Origin of the sequence: Myroides odoratus (assembly GCF_965118575.1) — a bacterium.
GTDB classification, from domain to species: Bacteria; Bacteroidota; Bacteroidia; order Flavobacteriales; family Flavobacteriaceae; genus Flavobacterium; species Flavobacterium odoratum_B.
The window spans coordinates 65,090-85,604 of the sequence record NZ_CBCPHW010000014.1 but is presented as its reverse complement, the minus strand read 5'-3'; the positions used below and the strand labels follow the sequence as shown (position 1 = coordinate 85,604).

Below are 20,515 nucleotides of genomic sequence, written 5' to 3'. Positions count from 1 at the left end.
AGACCTTTTTACTGAAAAAAAGTCGGAGGGTTTCCTCCGACTTTTTATATAAAATAGGCCGCCACTACACCGAGTAGTATGGCTATAAGTTTATTGATATTGAATTTGTGATCTTCATTGCTTTCAAAGATAATTGTAGATGAAATATGAAATAAGATACCTACTACAATGGCTGATATTTCTGGATAGTATGTGCTTAGGATAGGTACATTACTTGAAATCAAAGTACCCAAAGGTGTCATAATTGAAAATAGCATCATAAATACAAAGACCATCTTTTTATTCATGTCGGCATTAATGAAAAAGGCCGTTAAAATAATGGCAATTGGCAGATGATGAATCCCAATTCCCAAGGCTAATTCACTATGTTGACTAATAGGCATTCCTTCAAAAAAGGCGTGAATACACAAACTAACAAACAACAACCACGGAATGCGATCTAGCTTTTCATGGCTGTGAACATGTCCATGTTCAGCTCCTTTAGAAAAATATTCTAAGATAATTTGAAACACAATACCCGCCATGATAAAAAAACCAATTCTTGCCGCACCCTGGTGATCATGACTATGGTCATGGCTGTGTAGATGCTCACCAGCAGCAGTAGCAAGATCGCTAAGCGCTGCTTGATATACATCAGGTAATAGATGAGTTACGGTTAGGGTAAGTAAAAAGGAACCACTAAACGCCATCAGTAGCTTGATGTGTTTCTTGTTTTTAGGTTGAGTGAGCAACGCAATTAAATATCCAATAATTACGGCTAGTAAAGGTATTATATATGCCATCGGCTTATTTAAAGATCATGATTAATCGATCAGATTCGTTAGGATAGAATTTTCTTAATTTATAATCGCCAAATACATCAAGCAAATAAATTTCATGTTCATTCATCATCGTTTCAAAATCGTTTAAAGTTAAGGCTTTTACCTTTTCAGTAAAGGCAAAATCTTCTCCATCCGCATGAAAACGGATATCTTTGAAAATAAAACCATTTTCTACTCTTCGTTCGATATGGAAATCAATACCTTCTACGGTTTTGATTTCTGAAGGAACTAAGGTAGCAATAACTTTGTTTACATTCATGAAGTCGATAACTGCTAATCCATATTCCGATAAGCTATCGTGCATGGCTTTTAGTGTTCTGGCGTTATCTTCTGGATTACTAAAATAACCAAAACTTGTGAATAAGTTAAAAATGGTGTCATATTTTTTTTCTAAAGGTTCACACATATCGTGTACCAAAAAATGCAATTTTTCATTTTCAAATGCTTTAGCTGCATCAATATTGTTTGGCGATAAATCGGCTCCAACCACATCATACCCTAAACTGTTTAGATAAATAGCATGACGTCCTTTGCCACAAGCTAAATCTAAAACAGCAGAATCTTCAGATAAGTTTAAATAATGGGTAAGATTATCTATAAAAAGTTGTGCTTCATCATAATCTCTATCTTTGTATAAGATGTGATAATAAGGGCTATCAAACCACGATGCATACCAAGCTTTCTGTTGTTGAGACATAGTTTTAATTTAAATCTTTTATTAGCTTGCAAATTTACTTTATTTTTGCACATTTAGATAACGAATGCAATTATTCCTTATAGAGATATAAAAAATGGAAAATTTTAAAATGGTAGCCAAGACTTTTTTTGGTTTAGAAGAGGTTTTAGCGAAAGAACTACAGCTTTTAGGAGCAACAAAAGTGAAGGAAGGAACTCGTATGGTGAGTTTTGAAGGAGATAAAGGATTTTTATATAAAGCAAATCTTGCTTTGCGTACGGCATTGAAAGTTTTAGTTCCAATTAAAGAATTTGCTGTTTACAATGAAGATAATCTTTATAAAGGAATACAAAGTATAGATTGGAGTAAGTATTTGAGTGCCCATCAATCGTTTGCTATTGATTCTACTGTGTTTTCGGATCATTTTAACAACAGTTTATTTGTATCGTTAAAATCAAAAGATGCCATTGTCGACCAGTTTAGAGATAAGATGGGAAAAAGACCAAATGTGGATAAAGATTTTCCAGATTTGCGTATCAATGTACACATTCAACGTGATTTTTGTACCGTTTCTTTAGATTCATCAGGTGCATCTTTACACCAAAGAGGATATAGAACAGCCACGAATATCGCCCCAATTAATGAGGTACTAGCAGCAGGTATGTTGTTGTTATCCGGATGGGATGGAAGAAGTCATTTTATGGACCCGATGTGTGGTTCTGGAACTCTTTTGATTGAAGCAGCTATGATTGCTTGTAATATTCCTGCCAATATTAATAGAAAAGAGTTTGCTTTTGAACGCTGGAAGGATTGGGATGCCGATTTATTTGAAATGATTCAAGGTTCTTTATTGAAACGCAGCAGAGAGTTTCACTACACCATTCAAGGGTATGATAAAGCACCTTCTGCGGTGATGAAAGCAGTGGATAACGTGCGAAATGCCAATCTGGACGAGTATATAAAAGTGGAAAATACAAACTTTTTTGAATCTTCCAAACAAACAGAAGGACCTTTGCATATGGTATTTAATCCCCCGTATGGAGAGCGCTTAGATATTAATTTAGAGCGTTTTTACCGCGAAATAGGAGATACGCTAAAACAAGGATATCCTGGAACGGAAGCGTGGTTTATAACCGCTAATATGGAGGCATTGAAATATGTAGGTTTGCGTCCGTCTAGAAAAATTAAATTATTTAATGGTAAATTAGAGGCACGTTTCGCGAAGTACGACCTTTATGAAGGAAGTAAAAAAGGAAAATATATGGATCAAAATTAAAATAATATGGGAGTAGGTACAAAAACATTACTGTTGCAATTTGTTAGTTTTGCAATACTCTTTCTTTTAGTTCGTACAGGATTGATGTATTTTACAGACTTAACAGGGATATGGTTGCCTCTTGTAAGTGCAATTATCGCTACGATTTTGGCTCCACAATTCAAAGTTTTTAAAACCGACGAAGGAGAGAAAATTTGTGTGCGATGGATTTTTTTTAAAGGGGTAAAAATCTTGAATTAAAAACATATAAGTTCAAAGAAATGGAGCACTACTCCTGTTTAGAAGAGCAATCTTCCAACTAGGAGTAGGGGCTCTTTTTTTATATTTGTTTACTTAATGCAATCAAATGCGCTTTAATTTGTTCTATTCCGCTTGATGCTTTATCGGCAATGACTTCAATCTTTCGATTAAAATGATTGGTTTTTGCTGGATGTAAATCAATGTAGTAGACCAAAGTATCTGGTTGAGCAAAATCAAGCAAAGAAGCCGCAGGATATACTTGTAGAGAAGTTCCTATAATCAGGATAATATCAGCTGCTTCTACATACGGAATCGAGCGTTGTAATTCTGGAACCATCTCGCCAAACCACACAATATGAGGGCGTAAGGAATGACCCTTGTCATTTCGGTCTAAGGCAGTTAAATCTGTGGTCCATGGATAAACTAAGTATTCATGGCTTTCACTGCGTACCTTTAATAATTCACCATGCAAGTGAATAACCTCTCGACTACCCGCGCGTTCATGTAAATCATCCACATTTTGAGTAATTACAGTTGTTTTAAAGTGTTGTTGTAGTTCTGCAATAGTAGCATGTGCCGCATTAGGTTCGCAAGCTAAAAGCTGCTGACGGCGGTCATTGTAAAATTTTAAAACAAGGGCTTTATTTTTAGCCCAACCCTCAGGAGAAGCAACTTCCATAATATCGTGACCTTCCCATAAACCATCAGCATCCCGAAAGGTTTTAATGCCACTTTCTGCGCTCATTCCCGCTCCTGAAAGCACAACTAGACGTTTTTCCATAATATTGTTACCTTTGTCTTTTTTGAATAAAACGAAAGATATAATGAATATTTCAAACAAGCTATTTCAAGACAAGGAATACTTAGCTTATTTAGAAACTTTTTTGACAGCGCGTCGAGTAGAGCGATTTAAAGAAGTTTTATCGAACCGCACCAATTACATCACCATCGTAGCAGAAGACATCTTTCAATTGCACAATACGAGTGCCGTTATGCGTAGTTGCGAGGTTTTTGGAGTACAAGAACTTCATGTAATTGAACAAAAGTTTGGGAAGCAAATTGATAAACAAATTGCACTTGGTGCAGAAAAATGGGTAGATATTCACCGGTATAATTCGGTACAAAATTGCATTGATTCTGTCAAAGCCAAGGGGTATAAAGTTGTAGCTACAACCCCTCATGGTACTGCACAGAGCTTAGATACATTTGATTTGTCAGAACCAGTTGCTATTTTTTTTGGCACAGAAAGGACAGGGTTATCTCCCGAAATTATAGAACAAGCGGATGATTATATAACCATTCCTATGGTTGGTTTTACTGAAAGTTTGAATATTTCCGTTTCCGCAGCCCTTATCATTCAAAGTTTATCCATGCGATTAAGAGCGTCAGCATTGCCGTGGCAACTATCAGCAGAAGACTTAGTCACCAAACGCATTGATTGGGCAAGAAAGACAATTAAAGATATTGATTTCGTAACAGCGCGTTTTTTGGAGAGAGGGAATGAGTGAGATTTGAAATAAACAAATCCCTTAAAATATAAAAAGGGTTCGATCTTTCTTAAAGACCGAACCCTTTTTTATGAGATAATTCAACAGATCATCCTTCACTATAGCCCATTACCCATCATCATCACTGTAAATAATACCTCCCCACTTTTAAATCTAAAAAATGTTAAGGCTATCCCATTTAACAGTATAAGTGATTAGACATCGATGATTAATCATTAACTTGAGGTATTCAACCAATTCAGTTTAACACTAAAAAAGTATACTATGAAAAGATTTGAGAAAAAAGTGGCTTTTATTACAGGAGGAAATTCAGGAATAGGTAAGGCAGTAGCGATTTTAATGGCAAGAGAAGGCGCTCATATTGTTATTGCGGATCTAAAAGAAAATCAAGAAACTTTAGAAGAAATACGCAAGGAAGGAACGGAGGCTAGATTCATTCGCTGTGATGTGTCAAAACCACAAGAGGTAGAACAGGCTGTTTCAGTAACGATTAATTTTTTTGGTAGTTTGGATGTCGCGGTAAACAATGCTGGTATTGTTGATGCTTCTTTACTCCATGAGAAGTCAATTGAGGAATGGCAGCGGGTCATAGATATTAATCTAAGTGGTGTTTTTTATGGGATGAAATATCAGATTGCTCAAATGCGAAGTCAAGCTTCCGGAGGATCCATTGTCAATGTTGGCTCCATCATGAGTCAGGTGGCTGAACTTGGCATTGCTTCTTATGCCTCTTCCAAGCACGGTTTAGTAGGTCTTACAAAAGTAGGTGCATTGGAAAATGCAGTAAATAATATTCGGGTGAATGCCATTGGTCCAGGTTATATAGAAACTCCATTACTAATGGATAATGCAGCGCAAGACTCTAGAGCTTATATGGAATCGAAACACGCTATGAAACGACTAGGCAAACCAGAAGAAATTGCGAAAGCAATTCTCTTTATGGCTTCTGACGATGCTAGTTTTTGTACGGGGGCTTATTTACCTGTAGATGGTGGCTATTTGATTCAATAGTTTTTTTAACTTGCAAGCATGAAAAAAAGCAATATTCAGGAATTACCGCTTCGTCGAAAACTGGGAATTACCTTGGTAGAATCCTATACTAGAGCGTATGAACAATCACAGCTTTTCTTTGCTGAATATGAGCTCACTTCACAGCAATATAATGTGTTGTCCATTTTGCATGAAGCTGGAATGCCCTTGTCTACCTCAGATATACTGCAAAAAATGTTGGAGAAAAATGCAGGAGTTTCTAGGTTGGTTGACCGATTAATTGTAAAGCATCTGGTAGAGAAAAAGCATAACAGTAAGGATAAACGCTTGATTGATGTTAGGCTGACCAGTAAAGGAGAAAAGCTGTATCAGGAAGTTACTAGCCATTTAGTTGGTGTTGATACAATTTACAATTCCCTGACCGATCAAGACGTTGAAACGTTAATTTATCTTTTGGAAAAAATAAAAAATAAGCCCTAGAAAAGGATTGCTTATTATGGAATAGAAACCTCTACTTTAAACGTGATTTTAAAGTAGAGGCTTTTTATTTTATTACTACATGGAATTGCCTTTGAAACAATACTTCCGCATCGAATTACTACCTAGTAGTCCAATTCCATTGGTGTGCAGTTTACGAGTTGTATAACTCGGCTTTAAATCCTTTTTTACCAATGATTTCGATAACCTCTTGTTCTGTTATTCCGTTTGCTTCTACAGTTAATAGTTTATCGCTAGTAGAAGTATCGACCTTCCACTCCTTAATTCCTTCAGCATCGTCTAAATCGGCTGTTACTTTAGATACACAGCTAGAGCAATTTAAATTTGTTTTGAATTGAAGATTTTTAGTATCCATTTGTTTACATTTTTAGTTATTATTTGATAGAGTAAATCTCCTCAAATTAGCCTGAATATTTTTACAATATTACCTATATGATTTACAAGATTTACGGATTAGCGTAGGTATATGCAGGGTAAAGAATCGGCAGTTAATAAGGGATACTTTCTTGCAATCGGTGATTTTATAAATCCAATAGGCCTAAGGCAAATTGCAATTCTATTTCAAGCATGCGCAAAGTATATAGGGCATTGCTATAGCTTAGTTTAGCTTGTGTTAAAGCTAGTTCTGCATCTGTTAGTTCAAGTCTGGATCCCAATCCATTTTTAAAGCGATTATCTATCATTTGTTGGTTTAATTCTGCTAGTTCTACGGCATTTTGTTGTATATCTAGCTGAGAAAAACCTTCTTTTTGTTTACTAAGAATCGTTGACAGTTCTGTTTTTACCTTATCATTTAAATCAGCTAATTTTATTTCTTCCTGATGCGTCTTAATTTTGGCTTGATTAATTTGAGATTTAATTCGGTTCCCACTAAAGATAGGAATGTTAAGTTGTACTCCTAAATACGTAGTTTTTGGTAAAGCGTATTGTCCGAACTCCATCGTGTCTTCTTGTGCTTGAATTTGATATTGACCTACAACTGAGAGCTGTGGTAGTTGTTCTGCTTGAATAGCCTTTTTCTTTTTTTCTTGTAAATGGATTGCCAATTGTTGTATAATCAAATCTTTTCTATTGTTCTGCGCAATCCCTACTGCATCTTCAATTTGATATAAACTTTTTATCCTTGCATCTTCTGTGAGGATTAGTTCATCGGTTACTTCTATTTCCCCTAATGCATCAGTACCTATCAATCTTTTTAATTCGATAGCAGCTACCTCAATCGTACTTTTTAAGTAAGAAAGGGAGGATTTTAAATTGCTAACAGCAAGGGAACTACGCAAGGTGTCAGACTTTAAACTTCGGCCTTGTTCATATAAAGAACGAGAATCTTTTAGTGCTTGTATATTGCGCTGAAGGCTTTCTTGTAAGAGGTTTTCTTGATGATTCATCAATACCATAGTTAGGTAATGCGCGGATACTTGGTAAGCAATTCGACTGCTGAGATCTTCTGTTTTTTCTTTCTCTATATCGTCATTTAGGTTCGCTATCTTGATTTGCTGTTGCTTCTTACTATCAAAGATAGGTTGGTACAAGGAAAGGTAAGCGTTATATACATTTTTACCCCCTACGGTGATATCTTGAACAGGTTTAGTAGAATTTGCAAAATAACCAGGTAAGAATATAACCTGTCTGTCAAAGTAATAAGAGTAGCCCGCATTAGCGGAAATACTTGGGAGGAAATTATTTTTAGTTTCGCGTATTACTTCTTTTGAATTTAGTTCTTCTAACAGTTGAATTTGCAAGGTTTTGTTGCCCTCTTTGGCCATTTCTAAAGCGGCTTTTAGGGTAAGTGTATGTTTTTGAGCATACAGGTCATTACTGCTGCTTAACCCTAGTAATGCCATAGCTATATATATAGTATTTCGTTTCATATCGGTTTTGTTCGTTCTTTTGCCTTTTGGTTATACAACTTCTTTTGTTGTTTCTTCATCTTCAGTAATTTCTGGGGCACTTTTTTTACTTGATAGGTAAGAATACACAGCAGGAATAATAAATAGGGTTAGCAAACCAGAAAAAACTAGTCCCCCAGCAATCACAATACCCAAGGATTGTCGACTATTAGCGGTTAGAGCAATAGGTAATGCCCCAAATATCATCGCTAATGAAGTCATCAAAATAGGGCGAAAACGCTGTACTGCCGCTTGTATGGCCGCCTCGTATTTTGATAGGCCGCTTTCTTTTAAACTATTTGCAAACTCTACGATTAGGATTCCATTTTTGGTAATTAATCCGATTAATGTGATGATGCCAATTTGACTAAAGACATTCAAACTCTGATCATATCCATATAAACTTAGGATTGCACCTGCTATAGCCATAGGTACGGTAAGCATAATCGTTAAGGGATCGCGTAAACTTCCAAACTGCGCGGCAAGAATCATATAGATTAAGAGCAAAGCAAGAATTAGTGTAAAGGTGATATTTCCTTGACTTTCGGTATAGTCTCTAGATTGCCCCGCCAATGAACTTTTAAAATTCTCTCCTAGAACTTCTTGTTTTATTCTTTCAATTTCATCTATTCCTTCTGCTAAACTTACGCCTGGAGCCATAGCCGCAGAAACAGTAGCTGAAGTATATTGATCATAGCGGTAGATCGCAGCAGGGCTAACGGCCTCTTCTGTGGTTATTAAGTTACTCAAGGGTACCATTTGGCCACTTAATGCGCGTACGTAAAGCGCACTCAAATCATTTTTATCATTTCTATATTCGCGATCTAATTGTCCAATCACTTCATATTGGCGATCATTTCGCAAGTAGTAGCCGTAGCGTTGTCCAGAAAAAGAAAGCTGTAGGGTATGGGCTACTTCTTCCATTGATACCCCCATTAGAGCTGCTTTTTGTCTGTCAATATTTATTTTTAGTTCAGGTTTATTGATTTTTAAATCGGAATCAATAAATAACAGCTTCTTGCTTTGACGTGCTGCTGCTAAGAATTTGGGAAGTATCGCCGTTAAACTATCTAAATTGTCTGCTTGTAATACATATTGTATTGGCATTCCTCCACCATATCGGCTCCCAATAGTAGGCGGTAGATAGGGAAATAATAGGAATCCTCTAAATTGCCCTGAGGCTGCTGCATACTGATTATACAAATCTTGAATACTCGATTTTCTATCTTTAGGATCTTTGAGGTAAATACTTTGTACGGCTACGTTTACGGGGGCAGGTGCGGGAATAAACGAAATAGCTACCATCGAATAGGTCTGATATAAACCGTCCGTAGAGTCATTGACATAGTTTCCTACTTCATTCATGTGTTTTTTCATATAATCGAAAGAAACCCCTTCTGGTGCAATTGCGATCAAACTCATATTTGAACGGTCTTCGATAGGAGCTAATTCGGAAGGGAGTTGCTTTCCTACAAAGTATATTAAAAGGGTGGTACCTGCTAAGAATACCCAGGCTAACCATCTGACTTTCATAAAAGCGATTAATAAATTAGCATATCCTGTATTCAAGCGAACGAAAAAAGGTTCTGTTGCAAGATAAAACCAGTTTGGTTTGTCACTTTTTTTTAGAAAATAGGCACTTAGCATAGGGGTTAGGGTAAGGGCTACAAAGGCAGATACTAATACAGAACCCGATACTACAATGGCAAACTCCATAAAAAGCTGTCCACTAATTCCCCCCATAAAAACAATAGGTAAAAATACAGCCGCCAGTGTAACCGTAGTTGAAATTACGGCGAAGTAGATTTCTTTAGATCCTTTAAAAGCAGCTTGAATAGGCGTCATTCCTTCTTCTATTTTTTTATAGATATTTTCAAGCACGACAATCGCATCATCAACCACTAGGCCTATGGATAATACTAAGGCTAAAAGCGTCAGTATATTAATTGAAAAACCAGCGACATACATGATAAAGAAAGCGGATAAAATAGAGACTGGTATGGCTATAACTGGAATGAGTGTAGAGCGCCAATCTCTTAGAAATAAAAAGATGATCAAGACCACTAATCCAAAGGCAATAAACAAGGTTTCTTCTACTTCAGCAATGGAATTACGAACGGATTGTGTAAAGTCAAAACCTACGATTAATCGGTATTCAGCGGGTATTTCAGCTTTTAATTTATCTAATCTTCTATAAAATTCATCTACAACTTCAATGGCGTTTGCGCCACGTTGTATTTGTATAGCTACACCTACACCAATGCGGTTTAGATTGCCCGTTTGATTAATAATGGCTGTGCGTTCATTCACTTCACCCAATTCAGCAGAACCAATATCTTTTAATCGAATAATCGTATTGCCCACTTGCTTAATAATCATGTGTTCAAAATCAGTAGCGGTAGTTAATCGTCCCATCGTACGAATACTCAATTCACTGTTATCTCCTTCTATTCGCCCAGCAGGTAAGTCAATATTTTCACGTTGAAGAGCTTGACGTATATCTTCAGGGGTAAGTTGATAAGCCGCAAGTTTGTCTGGCTTAAAGCGCAAACGCATCGCATACTTATGCTCTCCAACGATGGATACATTGCTAATACCTGGGATAGATTGGATTCTATCTTTAATAGTAGTTGAAGCCAAATGACTCACTTCTTTGATGTCTTTCGTATCACTTTCTACTTCCAAAAAAGCAACTAAATTATCTGGAGAAGATGCTTTTTGTACAATAGGGGGATCCACATCCGCAGGGAGTTGTTTTTTTGATTTAGCAACTTTATCTCTAACGTCGTTCAAGGCATCTTCAATGTTCATTTCTCGATTAAATTCGATTGAAATAACACTTACTTGTTCTCTTGATTCGGAGGAGATTGTACGTATGCCATTGGCTTCTGCAATAGATTCTTCCATTGGTTTGGTAATCTTGGAGGCAATCACATCAGGACTTGCTCCAGGATAAAAGGTGACTACTGAAATAACAGGAGGTTCGGTTAAGGGAAATTCTCTAATTCCCAATTGTTTCCATCCCACTATTCCTAACAGAACAAGTAAGAGTGAAAACACCCCGGCTAAGACCGGTTTCTTTATACTTAATGATGATATACTCATGATGTAAATTTGAAATTTGATTAGTTGGACCCCACAACTTCTACTGGAGTTCCTTCTCCTACGCGAAGTATATTTGAAATAATGATGGAATCCCCCGTTACAATACCCGAGGTGATAATAGCCTCTTTTTCGGTTCGGTTGCTGATAGCTACAGGCATTGACTTAGCTACTCCCTCTTTAATTATAAAAACAGTGTATCCTTTTTCTGCGGGTAGTAGGGCTTCAGTAGGTATTAATATGCCTTGTTCTCCTTGATTGGCCACACTAACATGAACTTTGGCAGAGAGACCTGCTCTAAACGATGTGTTTGTATTAGTAGCTAATGCCTGTACAACTAAGTTTCTTCCTTTTGCATCTAAACCAGGTTCGATGGCACTAATATTTGCTACATATTCTTTGTCCGTTAATTCGGTGGTAAATCGTATTTGCATTCCCACTTGTAGTATGGTGGAATACTTCTCTGAAATAGAGAAATTAACTTTAATACTACTCAGATCTTGGAGTACTACCAACTGCTCTCCAGGTAATACATAAGAACCTAAGTGAACTTTTGAAATCCCTATATTTCCAGAAAATGGAGCTCTAATACGCGTTTTTTCTAATTCAACATGCAGTAATTCTTGCTGTGATTCTAAAGAATGGAAGCGCATTATTACTTCATCATATTCTTGTTGTCGTACGGTTTCGGTCTGCAATAAATTACTCATTCTTGTTTTGTTTAAACGCGCTAATTCTAGTTCTGCGCCAACTTGTTTTAAACGCGCTTTAATATCTGCATCATTTAATTGGTATAACAAGGCTCCTTGCTGTACGAAACTCCCATCTCTAAAGGCGATTTGAGTAACCTTTAGGGGTAATTCACTAACGATAGAAACTTCTCTATTGGCGAGCATTGTTCCCACTACCACTTCTTCTTGAGTTAGTAGTTGTTCTTGCGCGACAATAATATCAACGGGTAATTTGTTTGTAAGGGCGGTATCACCTTGATTTTCTGCTTGTGTTTTTTCCGATTTATTCTCACATGCGAGCAGTAAAAAGCTCAACAGCGGTATAAGTAGTCCTGCTCTAAATAGGATAGATCTATATAACATAATCTTCTCTTTATTGATTAATACTTGATTAAAATTCAAATACAAATGTAGGGGGGAGAACGAGGGCTTATTATATAGAATTACAGATAAGAATTACAGAATTTACACGTTGAATTTATATGAAAACGAATGAATTCGAAGTAAAAGAGTCTGATTATTACTTGTTTTTAGTGATTTAGCGAATCAGGTGTAAAAGTAGGGGATTGTACAAAAAAGTATCTTTTTTTGGGATTCACTTTTCTAGTTCGTATGCCCTCGATGAGGTAGAGGTTGCATCCTATAAATCCACACTACGAATAAGAACCTTAAGCATCGCTTTGGTTATTCAACGTTTGGTATGGGACGTGTGTAGATGTATCGACTGTGATTCCTTAGAATCAGTTTGGTCGAATTTAAAAATAAATGGTTTGTAGAAAGTACTTTCTACAAACCATTTATTGCTATCTCTATGAATGAAGTTAATGTTTAAAAACGGTCAACCCTATTTAGGGATGCTCAACCCATAACCCTCACTCATCCACTTCCATCAAACAATAAAAATGAATGGTATTAGCTACGCTAATCTGAAAATGTAATTGTGTGTTTTCCTTTAAAAAATGCACTATACAAGTCGAATTAATATGTGTTTCTTTCAAAAAGTGCATATCGATAATCTGAATTTTGTCTACTGCTTCCTGACAAGTAAAAGCAGCATCGATGCACCATTCGAGGTATTTGATATTTGTAACATGCTTTACCATGTCTAAATCAGATAATTTGACTTTTAATTCATCAATCTTTTGATAGTCACCTTTGTATAACTTGGCAAAGTCGGCTTGCGTTACTTTTTTGTCGGTGTATTTGAAAAAGTGCTCATGTGGCAAAGCGATTACTTCGGGTCTGCGGCGTTCCGTATTGATGATTACCCAAAGCGATGTAGCAACAGCAATAAGTAGCTCCCCGAGGTATACTTCAAAATTTCGAATTGAGCGCACGCCATCTAAGCGTTCAATCCAAGTAATAATCGTAATATTATCCTGCCATTGCGGGAGTTCCGCTTTTTTTTCAATTCTAAATTTACTTAATACCCAGGCTTGGTTGTGTGTTTTTAAATCCCAAAAACTAATTCCACCAATTACGGAATGATCCGCAGAAACGCGTTGAATGAGCTTACACAAATCCACCCACTTAAGATGCCCCGAAGGGGAGCAGGCGAAAAAGTCAATTTCAAAAGACTGCTGGTAAATAGAAGTAAAATGATTCGAAATGGGCATAATTTAGTGTTTTAGTTGCTGCGTGATAGCCTCAATGATCTGAGTAGCATCCGTTTGATAGGAATACCAAGTAGCATTTGGCGTGCGTTTAAACCAAGTAATTTGCCTCTTAGCAAAACGACGTGTATTTTTTTTGATTTCTTCTACGGCTTCTTCTAAAGGGCTATTTCCATCTAAATAATGAAAAAGTTCACGATAGCCTACTGTTTGTAAAGCATTGAGTTCCTGGTAGGGAAGTAAGGCTTTTACCTCCTCAAGTAGCCCCGATGCAAGCATAAGGTCCACGCGTTTATTGATGCGATCATACATCACTTCGCGAGGTGCTTCAAGACCAATGACAATCGGTATAAAATTGCGTTTAACCTTGTTTTTTGCTAAAAAGCTAGAGTATGGTTGCCCTGAACCAATAGAAACCTCTAAGGCGCGAATAACGCGTTGCGGATTATCCAAAGCTACTTTTTCATAATGCACAGGATCCATTTCTTTCAATTGCGCTTGTAAAAAAGGAAGTCCCTTTTCTTCTAGTGTTTCATTGAGTTGCTGGCGTATAGCAGGATCAATCGAAGGGAATTCATCCAATCCCTCTAAAATTGAATTGACATATAAACCAGAACCACCAACCATCACTTGTATGTTATTTTGTTCAAATAATCGATCAAGTAGGGCAATGGCATCTCTTTCAAAATCACCTACAGAATAGGTTGAGTGAATACTTATATGTTGAATAAAGTGATGCGGTACAGCCTCGAGTTCCTCTTTCGAAGGAACCGCAGTACCTAACGTCATTTCCTGATAGAACTGACGGCTATCGCAAGATAGAATTTCACATTTAAAATGTTGTGCAAGTCGAAGGGCTAAAGCTGTTTTTCCAATAGCAGTAGGACCAATAACGACAAGTAAATAATGGGGGTTATCGAGTAAAGACATCTCCTAATTTTTGTCCGCAATTATAACAATAATTTGCGTCATCATCATAAATAGTTGTTGTACAAGAAGAACAAGCTCTTCTGCGTCTAGCATCTACGCTTTTATTGCGTTTTAAGCTAGTGAATTCCGCTGTTACGATTCCAGTTGGGACGGCTATAATACCATATCCCATAATCATAATAAACGAGGCAATCATTTGGCCAATTGTAGTTTGAGGCGCAATATCCCCATAGCCTACCGTGGTAAGTGTAACTATACACCAGTAAATACTTTTGGGAATACTTGTAAATCCGTTGTCTTTTCCTTCAATTACGTACATTAAGGCACCTAATAAAATAGAAACCACCACAATAAAGTAAATGAAAACAATAATTTTTGTTCTACTGGCTTTTATAGCTAATTTTAAATTTGATTCCTGACCAATATAGGGAACTAAGTTTAAGATTCCGAAAAGACGCAATAAACGCAAGGCTCTTACCACAGCTAAAACACCCAAATCAGAAACAAAGAACGATAAATACATCGGCATGATGGAGATTAAGTCAACAATACCGTAAAAACTGAAGATATACTTCAACGGTCGTTTGTTGCAAATAATCCGCAAAACGTATTCAATGGTAAAGAAAATAGTAATCACCCATTCTAATACTTTTAATAGGGTGTGATGCTTCATGTCGTAACTCTCAACCGATTCCAACATAACCAAGATCACACTCAAAAAAATTACGCCTAATAAAACTAAATCAAATAGTTTACCTGCAAATGTATTAGAGCCATAGATGATGATATAAATCTTCTGTTTTAAAATATCCCATTTATTTTTTAGCCTTCGTCTCACCGTAAATACGTTTAATAATGGATTAATTTATAGCCTGTTTTTTTGTTCAAATAATTGAGAATAATATTTCTGTTGTTACGGTGAAAAGTAAGAGGCGTCAGGTTGGCTGCAATTCTTGCAGGATCATTGATCTGGTAATTCAAATCATAAAAACAATAGCCCGATAATTTTCCGTTTTCAATAACAACAGCACTTCTTTCATTGATGGTTCTTCCCTTATCGAGAATTAAAACAGAACCCTCATCGATAGTATAGCTGTTTAATAGGTTAACTAATAGTTTGTTATATTCTTGAAACGCTACTTCAAATGTAGTGCAAAAAGTTTCTTCTGTATTCTTTTTTGATTTTTTTTCATGGAGCGTCTCCAAATAAAAAGGAAGTTCAAAGTCAGCCGTTATCTTTTCCACAAACTTTCTTCCTTCCGATAAAGAAGTAAATGCCATTAAATTTCTTTTGCGTCCGTCTGTTTTTTCTAAACTAAAATAGAAATACCCTTGCAAGTTAGTTTGGATATATAAAGAATAAGGAAAGATTCCCTTTTTAGAAATTCGGTTGAATTTAGGTTTATTCAAGAGAATTTCTTCTGCTTCTTTTAGAATAGCGATTAGTTCAGTACCTGTTTTTTCAAAAGTAACTGTATACGTTTCTTTTTGTACCTTTTTGAATAAAACCGAATTATTCGTAAAGTGCTGCATTATTTTCTTTTTGATATTGCGACTTTTGCCGATGAAAATAATTTCTCCCTCTTCGTTGTGAATATAGTAAATACCAACTGAAGTAGGCAAAGCATCTGTAATATCAAAAAACTTGGGATTAAGTCCTATTTTAATATCAGACTTAATCATAGCCGTAAGTATTGTTTTTTCGGTGTCTTTGGATAAGAGCAACTGAAAAAGTTTTAATGTAGCCAAAGCATCTCCATAGGCGCGATGTCTATCAGCTAGTGGGATACCCAAAGTGCGTACTAATTTGCCTAAGCTATACGAAGGCATTTCAGGCAAGAGTTTCTGTGCCAGTTCGACCGTACAAAGCGTATCCTTTTGAAAGTCATACCCCAAGCGGCTGAATTCATTGCGCAACACGCGATAATCAAAGGATGCATTGTGAGCAACCAACACACAATCGGCAGTTATTTCAATAATTCGTTTCGCTAATTCGTGAAATTTTGGAGCTAAGCGTAGCATAGCACTGTTAATCCCCGTAAGTTTTACAACAAAAGGTTGTATTTCCTTTTCGGGATTAACTAAACTAATGAGTTGATCTACCACTTGATGCCCATCAAATTTATAGATGGCAATTTCGGTTATCCCTTCCTCGTTAAATTGACCACCTGTGGTCTCTATATCTAAAACTGCGTACAATAGTATACTTATTTGTTTAATTCGTAATTGCGTTCTCCAAAAATAGTACTTCCGATTCTAACCAATGTACTTCCGCAGGCAATAGCAAGCGTATAATCATTACTCATTCCCATAGATAATGTATCACAGTTAACATTAGGTAGGTGATTGTAGTTTTGATTTACTTTTTTGAAACTATGGTGTAGGGTAGAAAACTCTTGTTTGATTTGCTCTTGGTTATCCGTGAAGGTTGCCATTCCCATCAAACCTTGAATCTTAATGTTGTCTAAAGCTTTAAATTCAGCACTATCTAGCAGTTCAAATAACTCTTGTTCACTGAATCCAAATTTGGTTTCTTCATCAGCAATAAAGAGTTGTAATAAACAAGAAATAGTGCGGTTATTTAGCTTGGCTTGTTTATCGATTTCAACCAATAAACGCAAGCTGTCAACTGCGTGAATTAAAGCAACAAACGGAGCCATGTATTTCACTTTATTGCGCTGTACATGTCCAATCATATGCCACGCGATATCTTTAGGTAGCGCGTCATATTTATCCGTCATTTCTTGTATTTTATTTTCACCGAAAACTCTTTGTCCTGCGTCATAGGCTTCTAAAATGGCCGCATTGGGCTTGGTTTTAGAAACAGCAACTAAACTAACAGTAGCTGGTAGACTAGTTTTAATTCGTTTTAGATTTTCAGCAATCGTTGACATCGTATTGTATTTTTTTAAATTTCGTATGTTAATAACCCATTCATGAACTTTGGTTCAATATAGGTGCTTTTTGGAGGCATAATTAAATCATTATCCGCCACGAGTTTGATTTCCTGTACATTGGTTGGATATAGCATAAAACCAACCTCATATTCCCCATCATCAACCAATTCTTTGATGGCAACAATAGATTCATTTCCTGGGATATAATCTATTCTGGCATCATTTCTCAAATCGTCCAAACCTAAAATAGGGTTTAAAACCGCATCATATAATATTTGGGCATCCAACTGCATTAATATATTTTCTGTTTTTATTTTCTCCTTCATTTTTAACGAGTAAAAATCGCCATCTAAATACATGCCAAATTCCATTTTTTTAGAAGGTTTCCACAGCTGTTGCTGCTTGTTTTTTACATTGAATTTCTCACTTAGTAAAGTTAAAAATTCTTCCTTGGTATGGTTGTTTAAATCGTGGATAATGCGATTAAACTCATAGATTTTGATGTTGTTTTCAGCAATTAAAAAAGTCATGACTGTATTGCTATGCGAATGCGGTTCAAAGCCATTTTCTTTTTTGAGTAAAGCCGCAGAAGCAAAGCGATGGTGACCATCGGCAATATACATTTCAGGAATCGTGTCAAATTCTTGACACAGCCATTCAATACGCTCTAGATCATCCACTTTCCAGATGGTATGCCTTTCTTTCGTAACGGTGGTGAAATCGTAAATAGGTCTATTTTCTTTGTGTTCTGCAATCCATGTATTGATGTGTGGCTTATCCGGATACATCATTAAAACGGGTTCTGTATTGAAGCGACTGTGATAGAGGTATTCTTTGAACAGTTTTACGCGATATTCAAGCGTATCTTCATGTCTTTTGATGATGTTATTCTCATAATCTTCAATACTCGTACCTGCAACGATACCTGTAAATTTCCAGCTTTTAGTCTCAATTTGATAGAGATATAAAACCGGATCCTCTTCTTTGGTTAAAATACCTTCCTTTTTGAAATCGTTGAACTTTGCAGCCACCATTTTGAATCGCTTATCACTAGTCACCTTTTGCGGATTGACATAGGCTGGATTTAAAACGTGTAGAAATGAAAAGGGATTGTAATCTAAAAGATAGGCTAATTCTACTGCATTGTAGTCTTCAAAAGATCTACAAGTCACCAAGCTAGCTTTATCTCGTGTGGGGCGTATACCCTGAAAAGGAATTATTTTTGCCATTTTTTACTTTATGGTATCAAAAAGTAAGACAACCGACAATAAATATCGATTGTCTTAGTATGATTGATTGTTTAATTTGCTTTTCAATTAAGCAAACATTTTTGCTACTTTTTCTGCTTTTTTGCTTGCTGAATAATCATAAAATCCTTCGCCTGATTTTACCCCTAATTTTCCAGCCATAACCATATTAACTAATAGGGGACAAGGTGCATATTTAGGGTTTTTAAATCCATCATACATTACATTTAGGATCGATAAACACACATCAAGACCAATAAAATCAGCTAATTGTAAAGGTCCCATTGGATGAGCCATTCCCAATTTCATTACCGTGTCAATTTCTTCAACACCAGCCACTCCGTTGTATAAGGTTTCAATAGCTTCATTGATCATCGGCATTAAGATGCGGTTCGCTACGAATCCTGGGTAATCGTTAACTTCTGTAGGTACTTTATCCAATTGTATGGATAAATCCATGATAGCTTTTGTTACCTCATCCGTTGTATTGTATCCTCGAATGATTTCTACCAATTTCATGATTGGCACTGGATTCATAAAGTGCATACCAATAACGCGCTCAGGGTTTTTCACTACAGATGCAATTTGCGTAATAGAGATTGAAGAGGTATTTGAAGCTAAGATGATATCCTCGCTGCAAACAGCACTTAATTCTTTAAAGATATTTAGTTTTAACGTCAAGTTTTCTGTTGCTGCTTCAATCACTAAATCTGCATTGACAACGCCGTCTTTTATATCAGTATAAGTAATAATATTCTCGATTGTTGCTTTTTTGTCTGCTTCCGTAATAGACCCTTTGGCAATCATTCGATCTAAATTCTTGCTAATGGTGTTCATTCCTCTTTCAATCGCTTGTTCAGAGATGTCGATTAAAAGTACTTTAAAGCCTTTTTGAGCAAAAGTATGAGCAATTCCATTTCCCATTGTTCCTGCCCCAATTACAGCAATATTTTTCATAAGATAAGTATAGGTTTACGCGTTAATTATTAGGTTGTTTTTATAAGCCTCTATGATTTGGTAAGCCAAACGCAAGGCTTTTGTACCATCTTCTAAAGTAACCACAGGTCTTGTTTTATTTACAATGGCATCGTGAAACGTTTCCAGTTCATCTAAGATAGCATTATTTGGTAAAACCTTAGGGTTGTCGTAGTAAATTTGTTTTTTTAATCCTTCTGCATTTTGCAAGATTAAGTCAAAATCACCTGGTGTTTCTGGTGCATCTTTCATCTTTACAACCTCACAGGTTTTTTCTAAGTAATCGATAGAAATATAAGCATCTCGTTGAAAGAAACGAGATTTACGCATATTTTTCATAGAGATTCTACTTGCTGTTACATTCGCTACACAACCATTTTCAAATTCTATACGCGCATTGGCAATATCTGGAGATTCGCTTAAAACAGACACACCACTTGCACTTACGTGTTTAACGGGTGAATGTACTACACTCAAAATAGCATCCAAATCGTGAATCATTAAATCCAAAACTACAGGAACATCGGTACCTCTTGGATTAAATTCTGCCAAGCGATGTGTTTCGATAAACATTGGATTTTTAATTTGTGTTTGAATAGCCACGAAAGCAGGGTTGAAACGCTCTACGTGTCCCACTTGGCCTAAAACTTTGTGTTTCGCAGCGAGTTCCATGATTCCTTCTGCTTCTTCAACCGTTGTAGTAATGGGTTTTTCTAAGAAAACATGCTTGCCCGCTTCAATTGCTTTTTTAGCACAGTCAAAATGAGAGAGCGTAGGTGTTACAATATCAATAACATCAACCGCTTGGATTAGGTCATCCATGCTATCAAATTTGGTGTAACCAAACTCTTGAGCTACTTTGTTTGCATTTTCTGCAGAAGGGTCATAAAAACCTACTAATTCATATTTTTCTGATTGGTTGAGTAAACGCAAGTGAATTTTACCTAAATGCCCTGCTCCCAATACGCCAATTTTAAGCATAAAAAATTATTTTCAACAAAAATAAAACTTATTTATTGAATGGGTAAAATTTAAGCTTTAAATCTTTCGCAATAGTTGGTGATGGGAATGAATAAAAGGCTTTTTTTATAAAAATATTGGTTACTTTTGTATAAATTATTT

General features: G+C 36.2%; 20 protein-coding genes. 5 read left to right on the top strand and 15 right to left on the bottom strand.

The window, feature by feature from the left end:
* Window positions 1-44 precede the first annotated feature (44 nt).
* A complete protein-coding gene (locus tag ACMHJ2_RS12540) occupies window positions 45-782 on the bottom strand; it encodes a ZIP family metal transporter (protein ID WP_413513199.1) in 738 nt (245 codons plus the stop codon).
* 4 nt (window positions 783-786) lie between these two features.
* On the bottom strand, window positions 787-1,518 hold the full coding sequence (locus ACMHJ2_RS12535; RefSeq protein WP_413513198.1) for a class I SAM-dependent DNA methyltransferase: 732 nt from the start codon (window positions 1,516-1,518) through the stop codon (window positions 787-789).
* A gap of 94 nt (window positions 1,519-1,612) precedes the next feature.
* Here ACMHJ2_RS12535 and ACMHJ2_RS12530 point away from each other — a divergent pair, with 94 nt between their 5' ends.
* Both ACMHJ2_RS12530 and ACMHJ2_RS12525 read left to right on the top strand, forming a co-directional pair.
* Complete coding sequence (locus ACMHJ2_RS12530; protein WP_413513197.1) at window positions 1,613-2,773, top strand: THUMP domain-containing class I SAM-dependent RNA methyltransferase; 1,161 nt, start codon at window positions 1,613-1,615, stop codon at window positions 2,771-2,773.
* A 6-nt stretch (window positions 2,774-2,779) separates the two neighbouring features.
* Window positions 2,780-3,013: a hypothetical protein gene (locus tag ACMHJ2_RS12525; protein ID WP_413513196.1), complete on the top strand. Its 234-nt coding sequence runs from the start codon at window positions 2,780-2,782 to the stop codon at window positions 3,011-3,013.
* 79 nt (window positions 3,014-3,092) lie between these two features.
* Here the strand turns inward: ACMHJ2_RS12525 and ACMHJ2_RS12520 are convergent, their stop codons facing one another.
* Complete coding sequence (locus tag ACMHJ2_RS12520) at window positions 3,093-3,794, bottom strand: SIR2 family NAD-dependent protein deacylase (RefSeq protein ID WP_413513195.1); 702 nt, start codon at window positions 3,792-3,794, stop codon at window positions 3,093-3,095.
* Between the two features lie 43 nt (window positions 3,795-3,837).
* On the opposite strand from ACMHJ2_RS12520, the gene ACMHJ2_RS12515 reads away from it, so the two are divergent.
* The 3 genes from ACMHJ2_RS12515 (at window position 3,838) to ACMHJ2_RS12505 (ending at window position 5,991) form a co-directional block, all read left to right on the top strand.
* Window positions 3,838-4,521: a TrmH family RNA methyltransferase gene (locus tag ACMHJ2_RS12515; RefSeq protein WP_413513194.1), complete on the top strand. Its 684-nt coding sequence runs from the start codon at window positions 3,838-3,840 to the stop codon at window positions 4,519-4,521.
* 264 nt (window positions 4,522-4,785) lie between these two features.
* Window positions 4,786-5,532, top strand: coding sequence for an SDR family NAD(P)-dependent oxidoreductase (locus ACMHJ2_RS12510; protein ID WP_413513193.1), 747 nt, complete (start codon window positions 4,786-4,788; stop codon window positions 5,530-5,532).
* Window positions 5,533-5,550: 18 nt separating this feature from the next.
* Complete coding sequence (locus ACMHJ2_RS12505; protein WP_413513192.1) at window positions 5,551-5,991, top strand: MarR family winged helix-turn-helix transcriptional regulator; 441 nt, start codon at window positions 5,551-5,553, stop codon at window positions 5,989-5,991.
* A 151-nt stretch (window positions 5,992-6,142) separates the two neighbouring features.
* On the opposite strand, the gene ACMHJ2_RS12500 is transcribed toward ACMHJ2_RS12505, so the two are convergent.
* The 12 genes from ACMHJ2_RS12500 to ACMHJ2_RS12445 form a co-directional block, all read right to left on the bottom strand.
* On the bottom strand, window positions 6,143-6,364 hold the full coding sequence (locus tag ACMHJ2_RS12500) for a heavy-metal-associated domain-containing protein (protein WP_413513191.1): 222 nt from the start codon (window positions 6,362-6,364) through the stop codon (window positions 6,143-6,145).
* A 166-nt stretch (window positions 6,365-6,530) separates the two neighbouring features.
* The gene (locus ACMHJ2_RS12495; protein WP_413513190.1) at window positions 6,531-7,880 is read right to left on the bottom strand and encodes a TolC family protein; all 1,350 of its coding nucleotides are present in this window, start codon (window positions 7,878-7,880) and stop codon (window positions 6,531-6,533) included.
* Window positions 7,881-7,910: 30 nt separating this feature from the next.
* Complete coding sequence (locus ACMHJ2_RS12490) at window positions 7,911-11,003, bottom strand: efflux RND transporter permease subunit (RefSeq protein ID WP_413513189.1); 3,093 nt, start codon at window positions 11,001-11,003, stop codon at window positions 7,911-7,913.
* A 20-nt stretch (window positions 11,004-11,023) separates the two neighbouring features.
* A complete protein-coding gene (locus ACMHJ2_RS12485; protein ID WP_413513188.1) occupies window positions 11,024-12,094 on the bottom strand; it encodes an efflux RND transporter periplasmic adaptor subunit in 1,071 nt (356 codons plus the stop codon).
* A gap of 509 nt (window positions 12,095-12,603) precedes the next feature.
* Window positions 12,604-13,347 (bottom strand): acyl-[acyl-carrier-protein] thioesterase, encoded by a 744-nt coding sequence (locus tag ACMHJ2_RS12480; RefSeq protein ID WP_413513187.1) that lies wholly within the window; start codon window positions 13,345-13,347, stop codon window positions 12,604-12,606.
* A gap of 3 nt (window positions 13,348-13,350) precedes the next feature.
* On the bottom strand, window positions 13,351-14,274 hold the full coding sequence (miaA, locus tag ACMHJ2_RS12475) for a tRNA (adenosine(37)-N6)-dimethylallyltransferase MiaA (protein ID WP_413513186.1): 924 nt from the start codon (window positions 14,272-14,274) through the stop codon (window positions 13,351-13,353).
* On the bottom strand, window positions 14,258-15,112 hold the full coding sequence (locus tag ACMHJ2_RS12470) for an ion transporter (RefSeq protein WP_413513185.1): 855 nt from the start codon (window positions 15,110-15,112) through the stop codon (window positions 14,258-14,260). The genes miaA and ACMHJ2_RS12470 overlap by 17 nt, the downstream gene beginning before the upstream one ends.
* A gap of 11 nt (window positions 15,113-15,123) precedes the next feature.
* Window positions 15,124-16,473 (bottom strand): exonuclease domain-containing protein, encoded by a 1,350-nt coding sequence (locus tag ACMHJ2_RS12465; protein ID WP_413513184.1) that lies wholly within the window; start codon window positions 16,471-16,473, stop codon window positions 15,124-15,126.
* 8 nt (window positions 16,474-16,481) lie between these two features.
* On the bottom strand, window positions 16,482-17,168 hold the full coding sequence (locus tag ACMHJ2_RS12460) for a YggS family pyridoxal phosphate-dependent enzyme (protein WP_413513183.1): 687 nt from the start codon (window positions 17,166-17,168) through the stop codon (window positions 16,482-16,484).
* Between the two features lie 14 nt (window positions 17,169-17,182).
* Entirely contained in the window at window positions 17,183-18,400 is a 1,218-nt protein-coding gene (locus ACMHJ2_RS12455) for a DUF1015 domain-containing protein (RefSeq protein ID WP_413513182.1), read from the bottom strand.
* Window positions 18,401-18,487: 87 nt separating this feature from the next.
* Window positions 18,488-19,375, bottom strand: coding sequence for a 3-hydroxyacyl-CoA dehydrogenase family protein (locus ACMHJ2_RS12450; protein ID WP_413513181.1), 888 nt, complete (start codon window positions 19,373-19,375; stop codon window positions 18,488-18,490).
* 15 nt (window positions 19,376-19,390) lie between these two features.
* The gene (locus ACMHJ2_RS12445) at window positions 19,391-20,374 is read right to left on the bottom strand and encodes a Gfo/Idh/MocA family protein (RefSeq protein ID WP_413513180.1); all 984 of its coding nucleotides are present in this window, start codon (window positions 20,372-20,374) and stop codon (window positions 19,391-19,393) included.
* Window positions 20,375-20,515: the final 141 nt, after the last annotated feature.